A 16,369-nucleotide genomic window follows, 5' to 3' on the forward strand; every position below is an offset into this window, starting at 1 on the left:
TCTAAGCCAGGCCTCTTTGGACTCGGTGTATTGACGGGGAAGGCCGGGCACAATGAGGAATTTGTTGCCTAGGGTCTTATGAAACTCGATGCTTTTGGCCAGCTCATCGCCGAGAAGCGTTTCGATTCCCACATGCGCCCCGCAGCATTTGAGACCAAAATCGTCCAGCATCTTACGAAGCTCTGCAGCCCCGTAGCCATGGTAGCCGGCGAACTCCACTCCCTCGTAGCCCATCTGGGCTACCGCCTTCAGAACGCCGGGAAGGTCTTTGGCACACTGTTCGCGCACCGAATAGAGTTGAAGACCAATCGGTATTTTTGCCATTGTCAGCTCCTTGGTTTTGTTGCTTTTCCGAGCACCGCCTAGTATTCTACCACACCGTCTTTCCACAGAAAAGACAGGAGACTACTATCGTTTGTTAGGGTTGCGACTTCGGCTTTCCTTCGCCCTGCCGAAACGGTTGGACGCGGTAGAAGTGCTCGGCTTGGTCTTGCATGCCCGATTCCCAATTATCGTGCGCATCGGGCGGCGGCAGCCAAGGCGGCAGTTCAAGTAGCAACGTTTCCGCAAGGCGCTGAACATAAGGTTCATATTCTTGGCGCAACCGACGGAGGGCAGCCCATCGCTCTGGATTCCCTATGTCAACCCCACTCCCCTCTAACAGCTGCGCAAGCGCCTCCTGCTGTGCGTCGGGCAGCCTATCCGGTAGCAGGTGCCGCGGAAGGGAGTCTGCTTTAATAAGGGAGTCCACTTTAATGTAGTTGATATCTACCACTGCATGGCGTGCCATGGCATAGCAGCAATAGGCTCGCCAGGCCAGTCGGCGTTGAGCCGGTGTGCGCGCATCTAGCCCCACTTTCAACAGGGCTGTAGCGTCAAGGAGGGCAGTGATGGTGGAAAGCCAAGATACCCTATCGTGCTGCGAGCGATAGGCAAGGAGGGTAGGATACGACAGATGGCTCTCTAGCAATTCGGCGCACCAACGTTCGGCCTCCTGAAGGAAGGTGCAAAGGGCTTCAAGGCCGACGCCCTCCCCCTCAAGGCCGACATTCTCTTCCCCGATCTGATCGATCTCTGCGTGGCGCCGGATTAGCTCGGCCCCACAAGGTGGCGAGCCTGCCCGCGAGTCGAGCAGTAGAATGCCGCTCTCCCTGCGGGAAAACGCTTGATAGAGGGTGGGCATGTAACTGATAATAAGGGCGAGAAAGCCAAGGCCTATTCCGGCCGTGACAACGGCCAACGTGCGTGTTCCTAGAGAGGCATCTTGGCGCTGCAGTCCAAGGGTAACAAAACAGGAGGCCGTATTGAGCAGCTCCATCGGAAAACTCGGCGTTCCCTTTGTGAAAGTCAGCGCGTCGAGACCCCATTGCACAAGGGCAATGCCGAGCACAAGCCCCAGCGCCCAGATAGGGATCAGCAGCAGCGTTGCCAGCGGGCCGTACATACCCAGAATAAGCTCTCGTCCTCTATTGTCGCAGAGGCGAGAAAGGGCGACCCAAAGCCACCAGAAAAGCTTGTGGAAATAGCGAGTAAAGCGAAAGAAGCTTATTACCGAGCGGGGCATAACCGCCGATTCGAAGGCGTCCCATGCCGTTAATAGAGCGAGGACGGTGCCGACCACAATGCTCAAAACTCCCATTGCAGCGCAATCCCTCCTTTCCATTGCGGTGTTATTATGCGCTATTCCCTCTGTAAAGGCACAGGGGTAGGCACAAGTGGGGCTTGAAGAGCCGACGATACGCCTGTCATTTCGAGCCGAAGGCGAGAAATCTTGTGTTTCCATCCCCACCAGTTCTGAGGGGTGGGGTGAGGCTGCAGAGACTGCCTATTACTTCGGTTCTAGAGCCAATTCGTGGAGTAAGCCGGCTTTGTTCGCCCCCTATCCCACCCTTTCCCCCTATTAGGGAGGTGCTAGCGCACGGCGATGCAGCGGCCAGAGAAATAGGCGAGTAAGGCAATCTTTCTGGCCGCAAAGGCGCCGTCCGCGAGGACGCCCACCGCAAGGTGCCCCTCTCCCAAATTGGGGGAGGGGGCTACTGTGTTTAGTTTCTAGTCGTAAACGAAAGGAGGGGTAGACAGGGCGATGGGACGACTTAGAGGGTTTTTCCGTAGCCTCAAAAGGCGACAAGACGCTTCTTTATGTCAAAGACTGTGCCCTTGTCTTAATCTCTATGGCTTGACATCGGTAGAGGGAGGAGTGTAAAATAGGCCCTGTTTGGGCGGTTGGCTCAGGGGTAGAGCGCTTCCTTGACACGGAAGAGGTCAGTGGTTCAAATCCACTACCGCCCATCTTTGTTGTGCGAAAGCCCCTAGATAGGGGTAGAGATCACCGTCGTACCAAGCTAGAGTTTCCCGCACTCTCAATCTACCCCTCGGCACCTCTTAAGAAAGCCCTTAGGGAAACTCACCATTCGTTTTTCGATGGGCATATCCACCAAACGTGCATCTGCTTTGCACACATGCCCGCGTGAGGTTAAGCAGGAATAGCCGCAGAGAACACCGAATAGGTTTTGCAAAGCTAAACACCTAGAAGGGAGAAAGAGCATGGGCTTTACCATTCGCGAGCTGAACCATGTAGCCATTCATGTGCAAGACCTCGATACCTCCGTAGATTTTTATGAGCGGGTGATGGGGCTACCCCGCATTCCACGCCCCAACTTTAATTTCCCTGGTGCCTGGTTTGCCCTTGGGAACCAAGAGTTACACCTCATCGAAGACAAGCAGCTTACCCCATGCACCCGCCGACATCACCATTTCGCGCTGCAAGTGGAAGACACCTATGCAGTTCGCGAGGAGCTAGAAGCGAAGGGCTGGAATCATTTCGTGAGCCACGGCCCTCGCCCCGATGGAGCCATTCAGCTTTTCATTTTAGACCCAGATGGCTATGTGATTGAGCTTGTCTCGCCTCCGAAATAGGCCTAATCGCCCTTTGCATACTCTAAAACTAACAGGCGATGCGGGTAGTCTATGGTGGCACGTTTGGCGCTCGCCACAAATCCGGTGCCTAAAAGCCCACCGAATTCAAAATCCTCTGCAGGGTTTATCTGCGAATCGAGCAGATCGGCCCCAATGGCCGGATTGATCTGCCATTTAAGCCGCGTGCCCTCTTGCGATTCGATTTGAAGAGTTAACGGCTCACGAAACACCATCACTTTCTGATGTGTGTCGCTGTTGCCGATGCCGAACTGCCCCTGAATCTGAAGCTCTCTGGCGCTGTTGGGCCCCAGCTTTTGCTGCAACAGGCGCGCCAGGCGAAGTGAAACAAGCCCTTCGGCATCAGCGCCGGTATCCACCAAAGACCAGGTGGATTGTGTGTTGAACAGGGTGTGCACCACAATATCGCCCTCCTGAAGGTGAAATGGGATGGTTACGCTATAGTCACCGGGTTCAGGGGGCGGTGCCTTCGCATCCTTTCCGCGGGCAAATAGGAGGGTCTTTTTCGTGTAGTCAATGGTGATCACATAATCCGTGAAGGCACTTACCCCCAAAATGCCATCGAAGTTGCCTGGCAAGTTGGAGGTTGTCTCTATCGGTATGGTGGCAAAAGTTTCGGGGCCCATCTGCATACGCGGCGCCAAATAGATGCGGGTAGGCTCCTTACCGTTCACCCCATAGATAAGAGAACGGGAGATAAGCGGCAGCTGCAGTCTATCGGCCACAGAAGTGTTGAGGGTAATGTCGGCGCCACCGCCCGTATCAAACATTAAACGCGCCTGAACATCGCCGATCTGCACCGGAACGACCACATAGTTGCCGACTAACTCCACGGGAACGGTAAAGGACTGAACTCCGCCATCGGTTTCCGCCGTCTTCATCTGAATTTGCGAGATAGGAGAGAGCGGCTCAAAGGGAGTATGGTCAATGAGACGCCGTAGCAAGGGCAGATGCGAGGGTAGCACCTCCATGGTCAGCGTGTTAGGGTGCCCTTTAGGACAAAGGCTGAGGTAAGCAGCGAGGTCTACAAAGTCGCTGAGTCGAATGGTGTCTTTATTGCTCGCTTCATCCACCACATAGTACCAAGCCTCAGGCCATAATGGGTGAATATCGGTGGCTTGCAGCAGCAGGGTACGTGCCTGGACGTCGTCTCCGTTCCACTCATACAAACGCCCCTGAGCGATAAGGCCCCAATAGTCTTTAGGATCGAGTTGCAACGAGCGAGCGGCCTCACCCTGCGCACGGTCTGGCTCGCCGGCTCGAAGAAGCGCGCAGGCCAGTATCCCATGGGCGTCTGCGTTGTTGGGGTCGAGGCGAATCGCCCCTTCGGCTGCCGAGATCGCATCTTCCCAAAGATCGAGGCGAAGCAGCGTGCGGACAAGCCCTATTCTCAGCCCGATCTGTTGGGGAGCCCGTTGGATGGCCTGCCGATAAGCCTTAGCGGCGGCTTCAAACTGGTTTTGTAGAAAAAGCCGTTCGGGGTCGGGGCTTTGCGCCATCTGGAGCGCTTTTACTGAGGGGAAGGGCGTCGGCCTTGAGGGGAAGGGCGCCCTTCCCCAGAAAATCTTTCGATTTTCTGGGGACCCCTGCGTCGGGCTTAAGGGAGGGGCGGTGCCAGGGAGGGACATTGCGGATGGAGAGGCACCTATCCAAAAACCGCCCACAGCATAAAGCAAGACGATGGTTTTCCAAAAACGGGTCATATTTTCGCACCTTTGACGCCTAGCACAAGGCGCATTCTGAGAGCAGTAGTACCGTGCTCAAGAGATTTTCTAAAACTATGCTGTATGTTACCCACAATCTCGGTAAAACACTATTCGCTTTAGCGAATGAGCTTATCGAGGGCAAAGGCTCTGTTGCCTACCTCGCAGCAGAAGGCGACCGCTGTAACCCGCATGCCAAGCCCAATTCGCTCGAGTCAATGCCCACCGCCTTTAGCTTGCTAGTCTCCCCTCCCCCTGCAGGGGGAGGAGAGAAGATGGGGCTGTAGGGGGTACCCTTGAGGGAAAGGCGCAGTGCGCAGCACCGTCGGTCTTGAGGGGGAGGGTGCCCTGCCCCAGAAAATCTTGCAATTTTCTGGGGACCCCTGTATCGGCCTTGAAGAGCCGATGAGATAGACGACTGTCATTTCTTGTGAAATAGACGCCTGTCATTTCGAGCCGAAGGCGAGAAATCTTGAGTTTCAATCCCCACCAGCTCTGAGGGGGGTAGAGGGAGGGCTGCAAAGGCTGTCAGTCTCACGGTTCTAGAGCTAGTTTGTAGAGCAAGTCTACCTTGTTCGCCCCTTATCCCGTCCTTTCCCCCGATTCGGGAGGTGCTAGCGCACGGCGATGCAGCGGCCATGGAAATAAGCGGTTAAGACAACCTTTCTGGCCGCTGAGGGGGAGGGCGTCGGCCTTGAGGCGCCCACCGCGAGGTGCCCCTCTTCCTGATAGGGGGAGGGGAAGGGCGTTGGCCTTGAGGGGCGGGGGGTGGGGACTTATAGAGGTCGGCCTTGAAGAGCTGGCGATACGACTGTCATTTCGAGCCGAAGGCGAGAAATCTTAAGTTTCACTTCCCACCAGTTCTGATGGGGGTAGAGGGAGGGCTGCAGAGACTGTCAATCTCACGGTTCTAGAGCTAGTTTGCAGAGCAAGTCTACCTTGTTCGCCCCCTATTCCGACCTTTCCGTCTTGCAGACAGCAATGCAGCGGCCAGAGAGATAGACGATGAAGGGAGTGATTCAGGCCGCTGCGGTGCTTGCTGTATCCGAAATGGACAAAGGGGGCGGTTGTGTTGAGTTTCCAAAGGAAAGCTTACCAAACGAGCCTGTCTGTAGGGGCACGGTGATCGTGCCCCTATGTGTTGTCCTCACCCTTGTCTCAGCTTTTCTGGAGAATTGAGGTAATCTGTAGTGTCATGTCTAAGACATCTGCTCCGAAACGTGTGCTCTGCGTGTTTGGCACGCGCCCCGATACGGTGAAGATGGCGCCGGTGGTTCACGCCTTAAAACGGTACCCACAAGACTTCGCCGTGCGTGTGGTGGTTACCGGCCAACACCGAGAACAGATGGAACAGGCCCTACGTGTCTTTCAGATAACGCCCGACAGCGATCTGGCCATTATGCAGCACGGGCAAACCCTTGCCCAGATCACCGTACGTGCCCTTGAAGGGCTAGATGCAGAGCTTTCCTCCCATCCTGCCGACATCTGCCTTGCCCAAGGCGACACCACAACAACCTTTGTAGCAGCTCTCGCCGCCTTCTATCATAAGGTGCCCTTTGGCCATGTGGAGGCCGGGCTACGTACCGGCCAGCGCTACGACCCTTTTCCGGAAGAGATGAATCGTCGCCTCACCGCCCCTCTTGCCACATGGCATTTTGCCCCCACCGAGCAGGCTCGCCAGAACCTCTTGCGAGAAGGCATCGCTCCTAACACCATCTTCGTTACGGGCAACACCAGTATAGACGCACTGCTTTCTGTGGCTGCCCAACCGGCTACGTTCGACGACCCGCGGCTGAAGGCGATTGTGGAAAGCGACCGGCGCCTGATTTTAGTGACCGCTCACCGCAGAGAAAATTGGGGGGCGCCTATGGAGCGAATCGCGCGCGCTTTGGCTCTGCTCGCGCAACGCTTTCCCGACTGCACCATCGTGGTGGCCATGCATCGCAACCCTATTGTGCGGCAGACCCTGCAAGCCGTCCTTGCAGAAGTTGACGGCGTAGTCCTTGTGGAACCGCAGGAGTACGTTCCCTTTGTGCACCTCATGAAACGCGCAACGCTTATTTTAAGCGATAGCGGCGGTGTGCAGGAGGAGGCCCCGGCGCTGGGAGTGCCTGTGCTTGTTCTCCGAGAAACCACCGAACGACCTGAGGGCGTGGAGGCCGGCACCAACCGCCTCGTTGGTACCGACACCGAAACGATCGTGGCCGAGGCGAGTCGGTTGCTTAACGACCAGGAAGCCTATGCCCGAATGGCACGCGCCGTGAACCCCTACGGCGATGGACGCGCAGCCGAACGCATTGTCACCATTTTACGACAGGCACTATAGTGCCGACTTTCGGGAAGAACAAAAATTCTCCCCTCCCTATTCGCGTGAGCTTCTGCGCTCGTATGGTGTCTATATACGAAAGCCCGCTTAGAGAGGCAACCTCGTCGATGTTTCCAGGCGAGACCTTCTGAAAAATATCCTCCCCACTTTGGTGATGCCTTTGGAGGGAACAAAGTTTTCTTGAAATCAAGTATACTAGGTTAAGGTGGAGTGGATACTTTTTATGTCTGGGCTACAGAGGCGATCGCGCCATAAGCGTTCTAACTATCTCCGCTGGATACGGCAAACAGCTCGACTAATGCTGTTAGCCTATCTTTTGCTCGCCGTTCTGGGCGAGATCACCCATGCCTACGAACATCAAGGGGAGTGGCAGGCTGCTGTCCAACAGATCGCTTCGGAACAATCCTCTCACCAACCCCATATTTCCGCGATCGCGCTACTACAGCCGCATCCTTGCGCTCTGTGCACTTGGCAGGCGAATAACCTCTCTCCAAGCCTTCCTACACAGCACCCTGTAGAGCGTCTTAACAACTATCCGCTGTCGCCATCTATCTACTCTGTAGCCGCTTTGCTCATCTACCCGCCAACCACCTCCTCTCGCTCACCGCCTCACGCCTAATCTCCTCAAATACGTTCTCCTTCTGTCTTCAACCCTGTTTGGTGGCATTGTAGGCGGCCTTTGCATAAGGTCTCCTCTTAGAGTGCCTTGAAGACACGCAAATACCTACTTCAAATCCCAACATTTATAACAATCATTTGAGAGGAAAACACCATGAATGAGGTTCTAAAGTTCATTCACGGTGGAGGCTTTATGATGTATCCGCTCATCCTCGCCTCCATCGTGCTCATTGCCGTCATCATCGAGCGAGCTATCTCGCTTCGACGCTCCATTATTGATGGAGATGAGTTGCTCGAGCTGATCAAAGAGGCCGATCGGCAAGACCCCTCCCATAAGCGGGCTATTGCGGTGTGCGAAGGAACCCGCACTCCCCTCGGCCGTATCTTCGCACGAGGTCTCAGAAACGCCCATCGTGATGTGGAGGCCATCGAGATGGCGATGGAGCAAGAAGCCGCCAATGAAATACCCGCTTTGGAAGCCAACCTTATCGTCATCAAAACGATCGTCAACATCTCCCCTCTGCTCGGCTTGTTAGGAACCATTGCCGGCATGATTCGCTCTTTCCGCGCGGCATCGGAACATGGCCTCTCCAACCCCACCCAGATTCTCGGAGGCATTGCAGAAGCCCTCATCTCCACGGCAACCGGCATCACCTTGGCGGTCATCGGCTTCATCGCCTTTAACTACTTCAGCAACCTCGTGCGCAAAATCAACGAAGACCTCGAGTTCTATAGCGCCGAACTGGTTAACTATCTCACCGGTCGCGTGGATTGAAAGGGGGTACATCATGCGGAAGCTTGTAAGGATTCCACGCAGAAAACCCTTGGAAGAGGCCGAGATCATCGTCATTCCGATGATTGACGTAATGATGTTTCTCCTCTTCTTCTTCATGGTCGCCAGTTTGGCCATGGTCATTCAGGCGGGGCTGCCGGTGAACCTTCCGAAGGCCTCAACGGCCTCAAACCACTCCTCCCAAAACATCACCATTACGATTCAGAGGGACGGTGCAACCTTCCTCAACACAACCCCGACCCCGCTTAATCGCCTTGCAGACGCTTTAAGAGCGCTCCACGTTACCGATAAAGACCTCGTCATCATCAATGCCGATAAGGATGTGCTTCATGGAGTGGTGGTAGAGGCGATGGATCAGGCGCGTCAGGCCGGCGTCACCCAGTTCGCCATTGCAGCGGTAAAGTGAGGAGATTATAACAATGCGACGCCGACGTAGAGGCAACTCGCTGCTCACCAAAACACTCATTATTTCGATCCTGATCAACGTTGTGCTTCTGCCCATCCTGGCGAAGTTTGGAGCCTTTAAAAAGGTGGAGGGTGAATTAATTCATGTCACCATGGTGCAATTGCCTCCTCCGGTTCAAGAGCGGCAACAGCCAAAAGCAGAAAAGAAGCAACCCAAAAAACTTCCGCCAAAACACCTTGAAAATAAGAAGACACACACCAATGCACACCCACAGCAACCCGTTCATACGCATCCCTCTAACCTGCCTAAAGTGATCGCGGCCTCCTCCACAGGCAGTGGCAGTGGGAATGGAGGGGCTACGGTGGATAATACGGGCACCGGCGTGGCCGGGCAAGTGCCTAAACCCCTTACGACCCCCACCCCGCCGCCCAAACCCAAGCCCACTCCACCGCCCCAACCACAACCCAAGCAGCCGACGCCGCCGCCTACACCCCAAAAACCCACCGAGGTTGCGGTGGCAAAACCAACCCCGCAGCCAGAGCCACAGCCACAACCGGCGCCGCAACCTGTCTTTACCTTGGCCGAGCCGGCGCTTCCGTTGGCCGAAGAGCCACAACCTCAAATTCCCGATGACCTGCGCTATCAGCCGCTCGATGCCATGTGCGTCGTAGAGGTGACCGTAGAGCCTGACGGCACCGTAGCCTCGGCGCGCATCGTGCAATCCTCCGGTCATGATACGCTCGATCAACTCGCCCTCGAGGCTGCACGCCAATGGAAGTTCAAACCCGGTACACGCAACGGCGTTCCTGTAGAGAGCACAGCCAGACTGCATTTTCACTTCGAGGTAGATTAGGGGGAAAATCGTTATGCCATTTATCAACACGCCTATCCCGTCCAACACGAAAACCTTCGTTCCACGCTATGTCAGCTTCATCGTGCTGAATCCGGCTACTCGGCAACCGCTAACTACCGCTGAGGTTACGCTGCAGCGAGACTCAAACGGCGAGCAGGCTGCCGTGCTTACTCCCTCTCTCCTGGAAAAAAGCCATGCCACCCCGGTCTTCGATCTCTGCACCTGGCATACGGTTTCGTCTGTGCCCAAACATCAACAGGCGGCCATCATTCACCTGTTTTTGAACCACAGCCTGTGCCTTCAGCTTAGTTCTCGGCGCTCTTCGTCAAACCAGTCTCCCCCCACGGCAGATATTTTCGTGGTTGTGAAAGCCTCCTTGCTTCAACGTCGCCAGGTAGAGCAGTCCGCCACCATTACCCATAACCAGATTCAGCAGTTTGGTGGAGGAGCCGGAGCCACCATTCAGTCCATTACAAAAACCCAGGCCGGCGTTGCTAACGACTCTGCCGGTCAAGAGCACATTCGCGGAGAACATGCGGAAATCTCCTACGTGGTGGATGGCGTGCCCCTGCCTGAAATTCTCTCCGGGCAGCAGAGTGCGGTCGTCGTCCCCTCCACCATTCAAACCCTTCAGCTCCTCACCGGCTCTTACCCGCCCGAATTCGGCATGCAGACGGCCGGCATTCTCAACATCACCACCTTGCCCGGCGCCAGGAAACCCGTTGGGGAGTACGACCTTCAAGCTGGCAGCTACTCCACTACAAACGGCGATCTGAACCTAGAGGGTCCTATCGGAAAGAGAGGAGACTATGTGTTCGATTTCGCTGCCACCCGCACCCTGAACGCGCAAGACCCTCAACAACCCGATGACCAGACCGCCCACAACGCCGGTTCCAGCGTAAACGAGTTCGCCAAACTGCGTTTTCGGCCAAGCCCCAAAGACACCCTCATCCTCACCCTCAACCAGTCGCCAGACACCTATCAGATCAATAACCGTACCGGCCTTCCCGACTCGTTCGCCCTTGCAGGGGAAGGTTTTGGCTTTCTCGGCCTGCGCAACCGCGACGGTTCCATTCCCTCTATTAACATTGTGAACCCAAATGGGCTTGGTGCGGCTCCCATCGTGCTGCCCTCCCAACAGGCCGAGCATATGGATATTGACCAAAGAGAGGTTAACGAATATTCCACGCTCTCATGGCAGCGTCAGCTTAATCGCACCGACTCCCTGCTCTTTGCCGTTACCTTTCTCCATGCCGGCGCCGATCTCACCAACCATAATCCGCCGGTAGATGTGCTTAACCTACCCGTAGATAACTCCATAGAGTACAACCCAACCGCCATTCGGAACGTGCATCACTCTCAAATCTATGCGGCCGTTACGCTCCCTCGAAAAAACCATGAGATCAAGTTTGGCATTCTCAACGATACGCAGATCGGCAACGAGTCGTATCAGATCATTCCGGCCAGCCAGCTCGCCCTAGACGATCTCGCGGTTGTAGACCCGGCTCTCGCCCCTCCTGGTGCCCCCAAACAGGCGACCGACGCCCAGGGGCACCTGCTATTCGATTCAAGCGGAAAGCCCGTTTATGTCACCGACGTCTACGGCAATCCCGTTTATGTACCCACCAGCAGCACGGTGCCAACGCTGAACGTTCATCGCTCCGGCTTCTATCGCGCCGCTTACATTCAAGACACCTGGAAATTCTCTTCCCGTTTTACCTTTAACTATGGCCTTCGCTTCGACTGGTTTCGGCAGGGGCAGAACTTGGGGCAACCCGTTGTGGACACTAACTCGCTCTGTCCCCGTCTCAACTTCGCCTACAATCCCGATCGGTTCACCTCGATACGATGGTCTTATAACCGCCTCTTTAACACACCGCCGCTTGCCCAAGGCAGCATTGTGGGCGCCCCCATTCAGCCGGAGACCTTAAACCAGTACGATATCAGCGTTCAACGGCTGATCGGCCGAGATCAAACGGTGAAACTCGCCTACTACGTTAAAGACATCCGCAACCAGGTGGATACCGGTCTGCTTATCCCCGGTAGCCAAATCGGGCTTTACTCCGCCGTCAACTTCCAGATCGGCGGGGTACACGGTGTTGAATTCAGCTACGATCTCACCCCGCCCAACGGCATAGGCCTTGATGGGTTTGTAAACTACACCTACTCTATCGCCTCGCCTGCCGGCTTCGACAACACGGGTGCACCTGCGCCCTTCTTTAACGATCACGACCAACGCAACACCGTGGGGGCAGGGTTTGGCTATACTTGGAAAAACCAGGCCAACGTCTCTTTCGTCTTTACCTACGGCAGCGGCCTCGCCAGCAGCATTGTGCCCCCCAGTCCTTTCCGAACGCCCAACAGCGAGTTAGACCTGCATCTCTCCACCGGCTCCCGTTTCCTCAAAAGCTTGGGGGCGCTTAACCTCGATATCGAGAACGTTTTTGATAGCCGCAGCGTCATCAACTTTCAATCGGGCTTTAGCGGTACCCGCTTCCAACAAGGCCGTCGCATCTTCCTCTCTTTATCCAGCAAGTTCTAGGCGATATAGTGGCCTATTCTCAAGCGCACGGTGGATAATCTACGCAAGGCTTGGTTATAGTGCAGGGCAGAGCGCAGCGTGCCCCTGCCCTGTGGCACCGCTCCGATCGTGTTACCTGCCTCCCGCTCTCACTTCAAGGGCAGTTGAACGAACCGTAGCCTTTTCCCATCATAGCCCCAAACACGACCAGCACTGTCTGCCACAAACGAAATGGACATCGGCACTTTCACCACCTGCAACGCCCCCACATGAGGCCTTGCCAAACTTCGATAGACATACACCTCTATCTCTCCTGCCTGACGCCAACGCCATACATACACCCGCTGTGGAGAAGACCAGGTTAACAGCCAAGGAGACTTTGTTGAGGCAGGCAACTCCTTCTCTACATGGCTCGCCCCGGTAGCAGGGTCTATACTGACCACAGCCATTAAACCACTCTGCCGCTGACGCGCTAGAACCACAATACGCCCTGAGGCATCGGCATAGGGCGCCAATTGTGTAATGCGAAATGGCAAAGGCAACTGTCTACTTGTCATTAGCCGCCTATCTAGCAGAAAATCCTCATCCCGCCCCATATAAGCTGCCTGAGACGGTCGGCTATGCGCATCTACTTCCAAATCCAATCCATTCGTATTGACGAACAGGAGCCTATCCGTTACCCAAGCAAACTTCTCTACATCAAGACGGAAAGGATAGAGAAGCACCTGTTGGTGTGGCTTCTGCGCCAAGGTGTCCCAAATCCCTAGGAGAGCTCGACTAGTGTTTGGAAGATTTACATCCAGAGCGATATAGCGCCCATTAGGAGACGGAACGAGTTTCGCTGTTAAAAACCCGCCCGTCTCCACAAAGTGGTATCGTTTCGTGAACACGTTGAAGCGGGCAACTTGTTTTACATTATGGTCGCCTACCAATAGGTAAAGGAAGTGACTTTGCTGCCCCCAAGGGGTGAAGTTGGCAGGAAAGAAGGAGAACTGAGAGGGAAAGCGATAGAGCAGGCGACCGATGCGGTTATAGAGAGCTATTTGGCCATTGTTATTCTCCACCGCGATGTATTGCCCGTTTGGGGAAGGATAGGCGAGGAAAGAGTAGCAGGATAGGCAATGCTGCTTCGCCGGCTTCTGTACCCCCAAAGAGGCCAAGCTTATCAGCCAAAACCAAGGAATGTAACCCTTTCTAAAGAGCATAGTTTTCTCCTACCAAGGCAACTTTTTTCCACATTTACCGGGTGGATTCCAGCGTTTCGTTGTTCAAACCGTATCCAAGTTGAGGGTAGACCTTGTACCTACCCTGCCGCAAAAAGCCGCCGGTCTTTAGACTATGCAGAATGTCACAAAGTCACCGTCTTTCTGTGTCAAGCCGAGTTTCTACACAGTCTACTCTTTTTGCCGATGTAGCGCCATGATGACAAGGGTTGCCCAAAGGCCCAAGAAGAGGATCAGCAAGCCTTGCTTCGCGTAGGGAATGCACCCCGTAATTTGCAGCACAATCGTCCCTCGATCATGCCGGAGAACACGCCAGTGGGCATAGCATAAAAAGGCACTGACCAATTGAAGCAGACCTATCTTAAGGTTGCTGTACCAAACCCGAGCCAGTTTCTTGCTTAGAGTGTCCCCATGTCTGTTATCTACCGCATGAATGGCTAGACTGGTCGTATAGAAAGCAAACATCGCACTTTGCCACAACCACTTTAGAATTCGTTTCAGACCCTTTCCAAACATAGCCTCATCCCTCTCATGCTAAAGAAAAGCCCAGCTTTACCGGTAGATTTGGAGAAACTGGGCCTCCTATTGTTTATGGCTCGATAATAGTTCCCCCTACAAGACACAGGCCACATTCGATGCATTCTGTGTTCTCCTCTGAGTCACCACATAAGCAAAAAGCGAGTGCCCCTGCGATACATGCGGCCTTCTCCTTCCCGTGTTTACCCGCACAGACTTTATTTGCCCATGCCCAACAACTAGGAATTCGCCGGGCAACCGGCCAACAAACGGGTAGACACAGCAAGATGGGGAGCAAACCAAGTGGAGAAGAAGGTGGATTGGGTCTCTTTTGTGGCGGCTTTCCTCCGCACTGTTCTTCCGACAGAGCCAGCGCCCTGTTGGCATACAACGGGCAGGCCACAGGAGGGCCGCTGAAGTCCAAGCCCTCCACATCTAATACCAACCCTGCCGGACGATAGGGGGTTTGGGCACTCCCACTTGTGAACATGCTTACACCGAACGCATCGTACACATTGCTCGACAGCACGTTCCCACTCCCGTCCGTTATCACCCCCTTATTGCCCAGCACATCTCCATGGTGGTACTCCCCATTTCGACGCACCAACAGGCTGCTGCAGCCTCCGCCGGCATACACTGGAGCCACTATTTCCTCAGCCTATATTACATTGCGCACACTTTTGTCTAGCCACGATAAACAGATCGTCAACACCCTCTATCTCGACCTTTACGATCCATGAAATAGTAGAACACCCCTAGCCATAAGGCACAGATAACAAACATCTCGATCATGCCAACAACATAATACCACATCACTGCCATCATAAATCGGGCTAGCTTTTGTAGAATCTCTCCTGGCTCTAGAAGAATAGGAAATCTGTAGAGCAGTGCCGACAGGAGTATGATTACAGATAATAACTTCACCAATTCTAAAAAACGCCGCCTCCAAGACTCAAAATTGCAGTGCACGTGATTTGCAAGACCAAAACCTAAGACAAACACAAGCACGAACCACTTTAGAACCCACAGAAGTATTGTCCACATCACTGATGTCTCCTTCCTTAAAGGATATTCCACCTCCCACTAGAGCTTACCCTAGTGGGAGGTTTTGGCCTAATAAACAGGCATAGCAAGAATAGAGTCCGTTTGAGCTAAATGGCTGGAACGGGGTGTGGAACAGGAATGGGAACAGGCACAACATGAACTACGCAGGCTGCGCATGCAAGGCAGGCTGCGACATCCAAAGGATGTTTTTTGTTCCAACAGGCACACCTAGCCAGCTCATTGTACATGCATTTGAAGTATTCAACTCCTTTTTTCTTCTTGCACTTTTTCTTAGCTATAGGCCAGCAAGTGATAATGTCAATAGCGAAGCCTATACAGGCGATTGTACAGATGATAGGGATAACAAAAACGGGTTGTCCTGGTGGTCCTCCTCCGCACTGTTCTTCCGACAGAGCCAGCGCCCTATTGGCATACAGCGGGCAGGCCACAGGAGGGCCGCTGAAGTCCAAACCCTCCGTATCTAACACCAACCCTGCAGGACGATAAGGGGTCTGCGCAGTCCCGCTCGTGAACATAGCTACGCCAAAGCTATCATACTCAAGGCCGACGCCCTTCCCCTCATTACTCGACAGCACGTTCCCACTCCCGTCCGTTATCACCCCCTCATTACCCAGCACGTCCCCATAATGGTTTATGGCATCCCCTCTCCTTCCTTTATGCCCATCTGCTGGAACTTAGGGCAGTACATGCCATTTACTTTGGGTCTGCAGGAGCATCCTCGGCTCCGTTTTCCTTTTGGGCAAATTTGTCCATTAGGCTCTGCCATAATGCTCCCAGTTGCTCACTTTCCGTTTTTGATAGATGCGAGGGAACCGCCCCACTAAGAAGATGTTTCCCTTCGAGACGGATATACCAGTTTTCGTACTTCGAATCCTCTCCTCCAATCACGGGGACGACTTCCCCACTCTTCCCATCCGCAGCAAAACCTATCTGAAGGATACTAGGCAGCTTGCCCACACGCGAATACGCGAGCACGACACACGGCGTGAAGGGAATTAGAGGATACTTCCCCATATCCCCTGCCTTCTTAACAAGCTGATTGAGCACGGAACTTTGCCCCACAAGAAAGCCATTCACAAGAACCTTGTTCCCTTCCCAGGAGCTAAGCTGAAGAACCGGAGTGCTCTCTTCTCCTTGTTTTATAGAACCCATAGTGATTACAGGCCGGCCTTGACTATCCACAATGGTCAACGATTGGGTTCTGAGGTTAGGCATCGTGACGCTCCCCTCCTGAGGCTGCGAGGAGGCACTGCGCATCGTTACCCCAAAGGCCCCTATAAGAACGCCTAACAGCACATAAAACCCTGCTATGCCGAACCGGCTCAGTAGCCTCTTGGAACCAGACATCTTACTTTTCTCCTTTCGGGTTGATGGGGGAGAGAGGCGTTTGTGCCTCTCTCCTTTCTTTTAT

At 54.3% G+C, this 16,369-nt stretch carries 16 protein-coding genes and 1 tRNA gene; 10 read left to right on the plus strand and 7 right to left on the minus strand.

Going from position 1 to position 16,369, the window contains the following annotated elements; genetic code table 11:
• Positions 1–324 (minus strand): sugar phosphate isomerase/epimerase family protein (locus tag VKV29_RS00630; RefSeq protein WP_414647201.1); only part of this gene is annotated, 324 nt, incomplete at its 3' end.
• A gap of 94 nt (positions 325–418) precedes the next feature.
• Positions 419–1,639, minus strand: coding sequence for a hypothetical protein (locus VKV29_RS00635; protein ID WP_324199362.1), 1,221 nt, complete (start codon positions 1,637–1,639; stop codon positions 419–421).
• A gap of 578 nt (positions 1,640–2,217) precedes the next feature.
• On the opposite strand from VKV29_RS00635, the gene VKV29_RS00640 reads away from it, so the two are divergent.
• Both VKV29_RS00640 and VKV29_RS00645 read left to right on the plus strand, forming a co-directional pair.
• Positions 2,218–2,289, plus strand: a tRNA-Val gene (locus VKV29_RS00640).
• A 255-nt stretch (positions 2,290–2,544) separates the two neighbouring features.
• Positions 2,545–2,916, plus strand: coding sequence for a VOC family protein (locus VKV29_RS00645; protein WP_324199363.1), 372 nt, complete (start codon positions 2,545–2,547; stop codon positions 2,914–2,916).
• A 2-nt stretch (positions 2,917–2,918) separates the two neighbouring features.
• Here VKV29_RS00645 and VKV29_RS00650 read toward each other — a convergent pair whose 3' ends face one another.
• A complete protein-coding gene (locus tag VKV29_RS00650; RefSeq protein ID WP_324199364.1) occupies positions 2,919–4,637 on the minus strand; it encodes a tetratricopeptide repeat protein in 1,719 nt (572 codons plus the stop codon).
• Positions 4,638–4,714: 77 nt separating this feature from the next.
• Here VKV29_RS00650 and VKV29_RS00655 point away from each other — a divergent pair, with 77 nt between their 5' ends.
• From VKV29_RS00655 to VKV29_RS00690, 8 genes are all read left to right on the plus strand, one after another.
• Positions 4,715–4,924 carry a hypothetical protein gene (locus VKV29_RS00655; protein WP_324199365.1) on the plus strand — a complete coding sequence of 70 codons (210 nt, stop codon included), beginning with the start codon at positions 4,715–4,717 and terminating at the stop codon, positions 4,922–4,924.
• Between the two features lie 718 nt (positions 4,925–5,642).
• Positions 5,643–5,816: a hypothetical protein gene (locus VKV29_RS00660; RefSeq protein ID WP_324199366.1), complete on the plus strand. Its 174-nt coding sequence runs from the start codon at positions 5,643–5,645 to the stop codon at positions 5,814–5,816.
• Positions 5,817–5,832: 16 nt separating this feature from the next.
• Positions 5,833–6,963 (plus strand): non-hydrolyzing UDP-N-acetylglucosamine 2-epimerase, encoded by a 1,131-nt coding sequence (gene wecB, locus VKV29_RS00665; RefSeq protein WP_324199367.1) that lies wholly within the window; start codon positions 5,833–5,835, stop codon positions 6,961–6,963.
• A gap of 223 nt (positions 6,964–7,186) precedes the next feature.
• Complete coding sequence (locus VKV29_RS00670; protein ID WP_324199368.1) at positions 7,187–7,582, plus strand: hypothetical protein; 396 nt, start codon at positions 7,187–7,189, stop codon at positions 7,580–7,582.
• Positions 7,583–7,735: 153 nt separating this feature from the next.
• Positions 7,736–8,356, plus strand: coding sequence for a MotA/TolQ/ExbB proton channel family protein (locus VKV29_RS00675; RefSeq protein WP_324199369.1), 621 nt, complete (start codon positions 7,736–7,738; stop codon positions 8,354–8,356).
• Positions 8,357–8,369: 13 nt separating this feature from the next.
• Complete coding sequence (locus tag VKV29_RS00680) at positions 8,370–8,780, plus strand: ExbD/TolR family protein (protein WP_075162996.1); 411 nt, start codon at positions 8,370–8,372, stop codon at positions 8,778–8,780.
• A gap of 13 nt (positions 8,781–8,793) precedes the next feature.
• A complete protein-coding gene (locus VKV29_RS00685) occupies positions 8,794–9,633 on the plus strand; it encodes an energy transducer TonB (protein ID WP_324199370.1) in 840 nt (279 codons plus the stop codon).
• Positions 9,634–9,646: 13 nt separating this feature from the next.
• Positions 9,647–12,175, plus strand: a complete 2,529-nt coding sequence (locus VKV29_RS00690; protein ID WP_324199371.1) for a TonB-dependent receptor — start codon at positions 9,647–9,649, stop codon at positions 12,173–12,175.
• 128 nt (positions 12,176–12,303) lie between these two features.
• Here VKV29_RS00690 and VKV29_RS00695 read toward each other — a convergent pair whose 3' ends face one another.
• The 4 genes from VKV29_RS00695 to VKV29_RS00710 all read right to left on the minus strand — a co-directional run bounded on the left by VKV29_RS00695 (position 12,304) and on the right by VKV29_RS00710 (position 16,305).
• The gene (locus VKV29_RS00695) at positions 12,304–13,359 is read right to left on the minus strand and encodes a hypothetical protein (RefSeq protein ID WP_324199372.1); all 1,056 of its coding nucleotides are present in this window, start codon (positions 13,357–13,359) and stop codon (positions 12,304–12,306) included.
• 189 nt (positions 13,360–13,548) lie between these two features.
• The gene (locus tag VKV29_RS00700; RefSeq protein WP_324199373.1) at positions 13,549–13,842 is read right to left on the minus strand and encodes a hypothetical protein; all 294 of its coding nucleotides are present in this window, start codon (positions 13,840–13,842) and stop codon (positions 13,549–13,551) included.
• Between the two features lie 124 nt (positions 13,843–13,966).
• Positions 13,967–14,539, minus strand: a complete 573-nt coding sequence (locus VKV29_RS00705; RefSeq protein ID WP_324199374.1) for a hypothetical protein — start codon at positions 14,537–14,539, stop codon at positions 13,967–13,969.
• 1,112 nt (positions 14,540–15,651) lie between these two features.
• Entirely contained in the window at positions 15,652–16,305 is a 654-nt protein-coding gene (locus tag VKV29_RS00710) for a hypothetical protein (protein ID WP_324199375.1), read from the minus strand.
• Positions 16,306–16,369 lie beyond the last annotated feature (64 nt).

The sequence above is a fragment of the Chthonomonas sp. genome, assembly GCF_035294165.1.
GTDB lineage: Bacteria > Armatimonadota > Chthonomonadetes > Chthonomonadales > Chthonomonadaceae > Chthonomonas.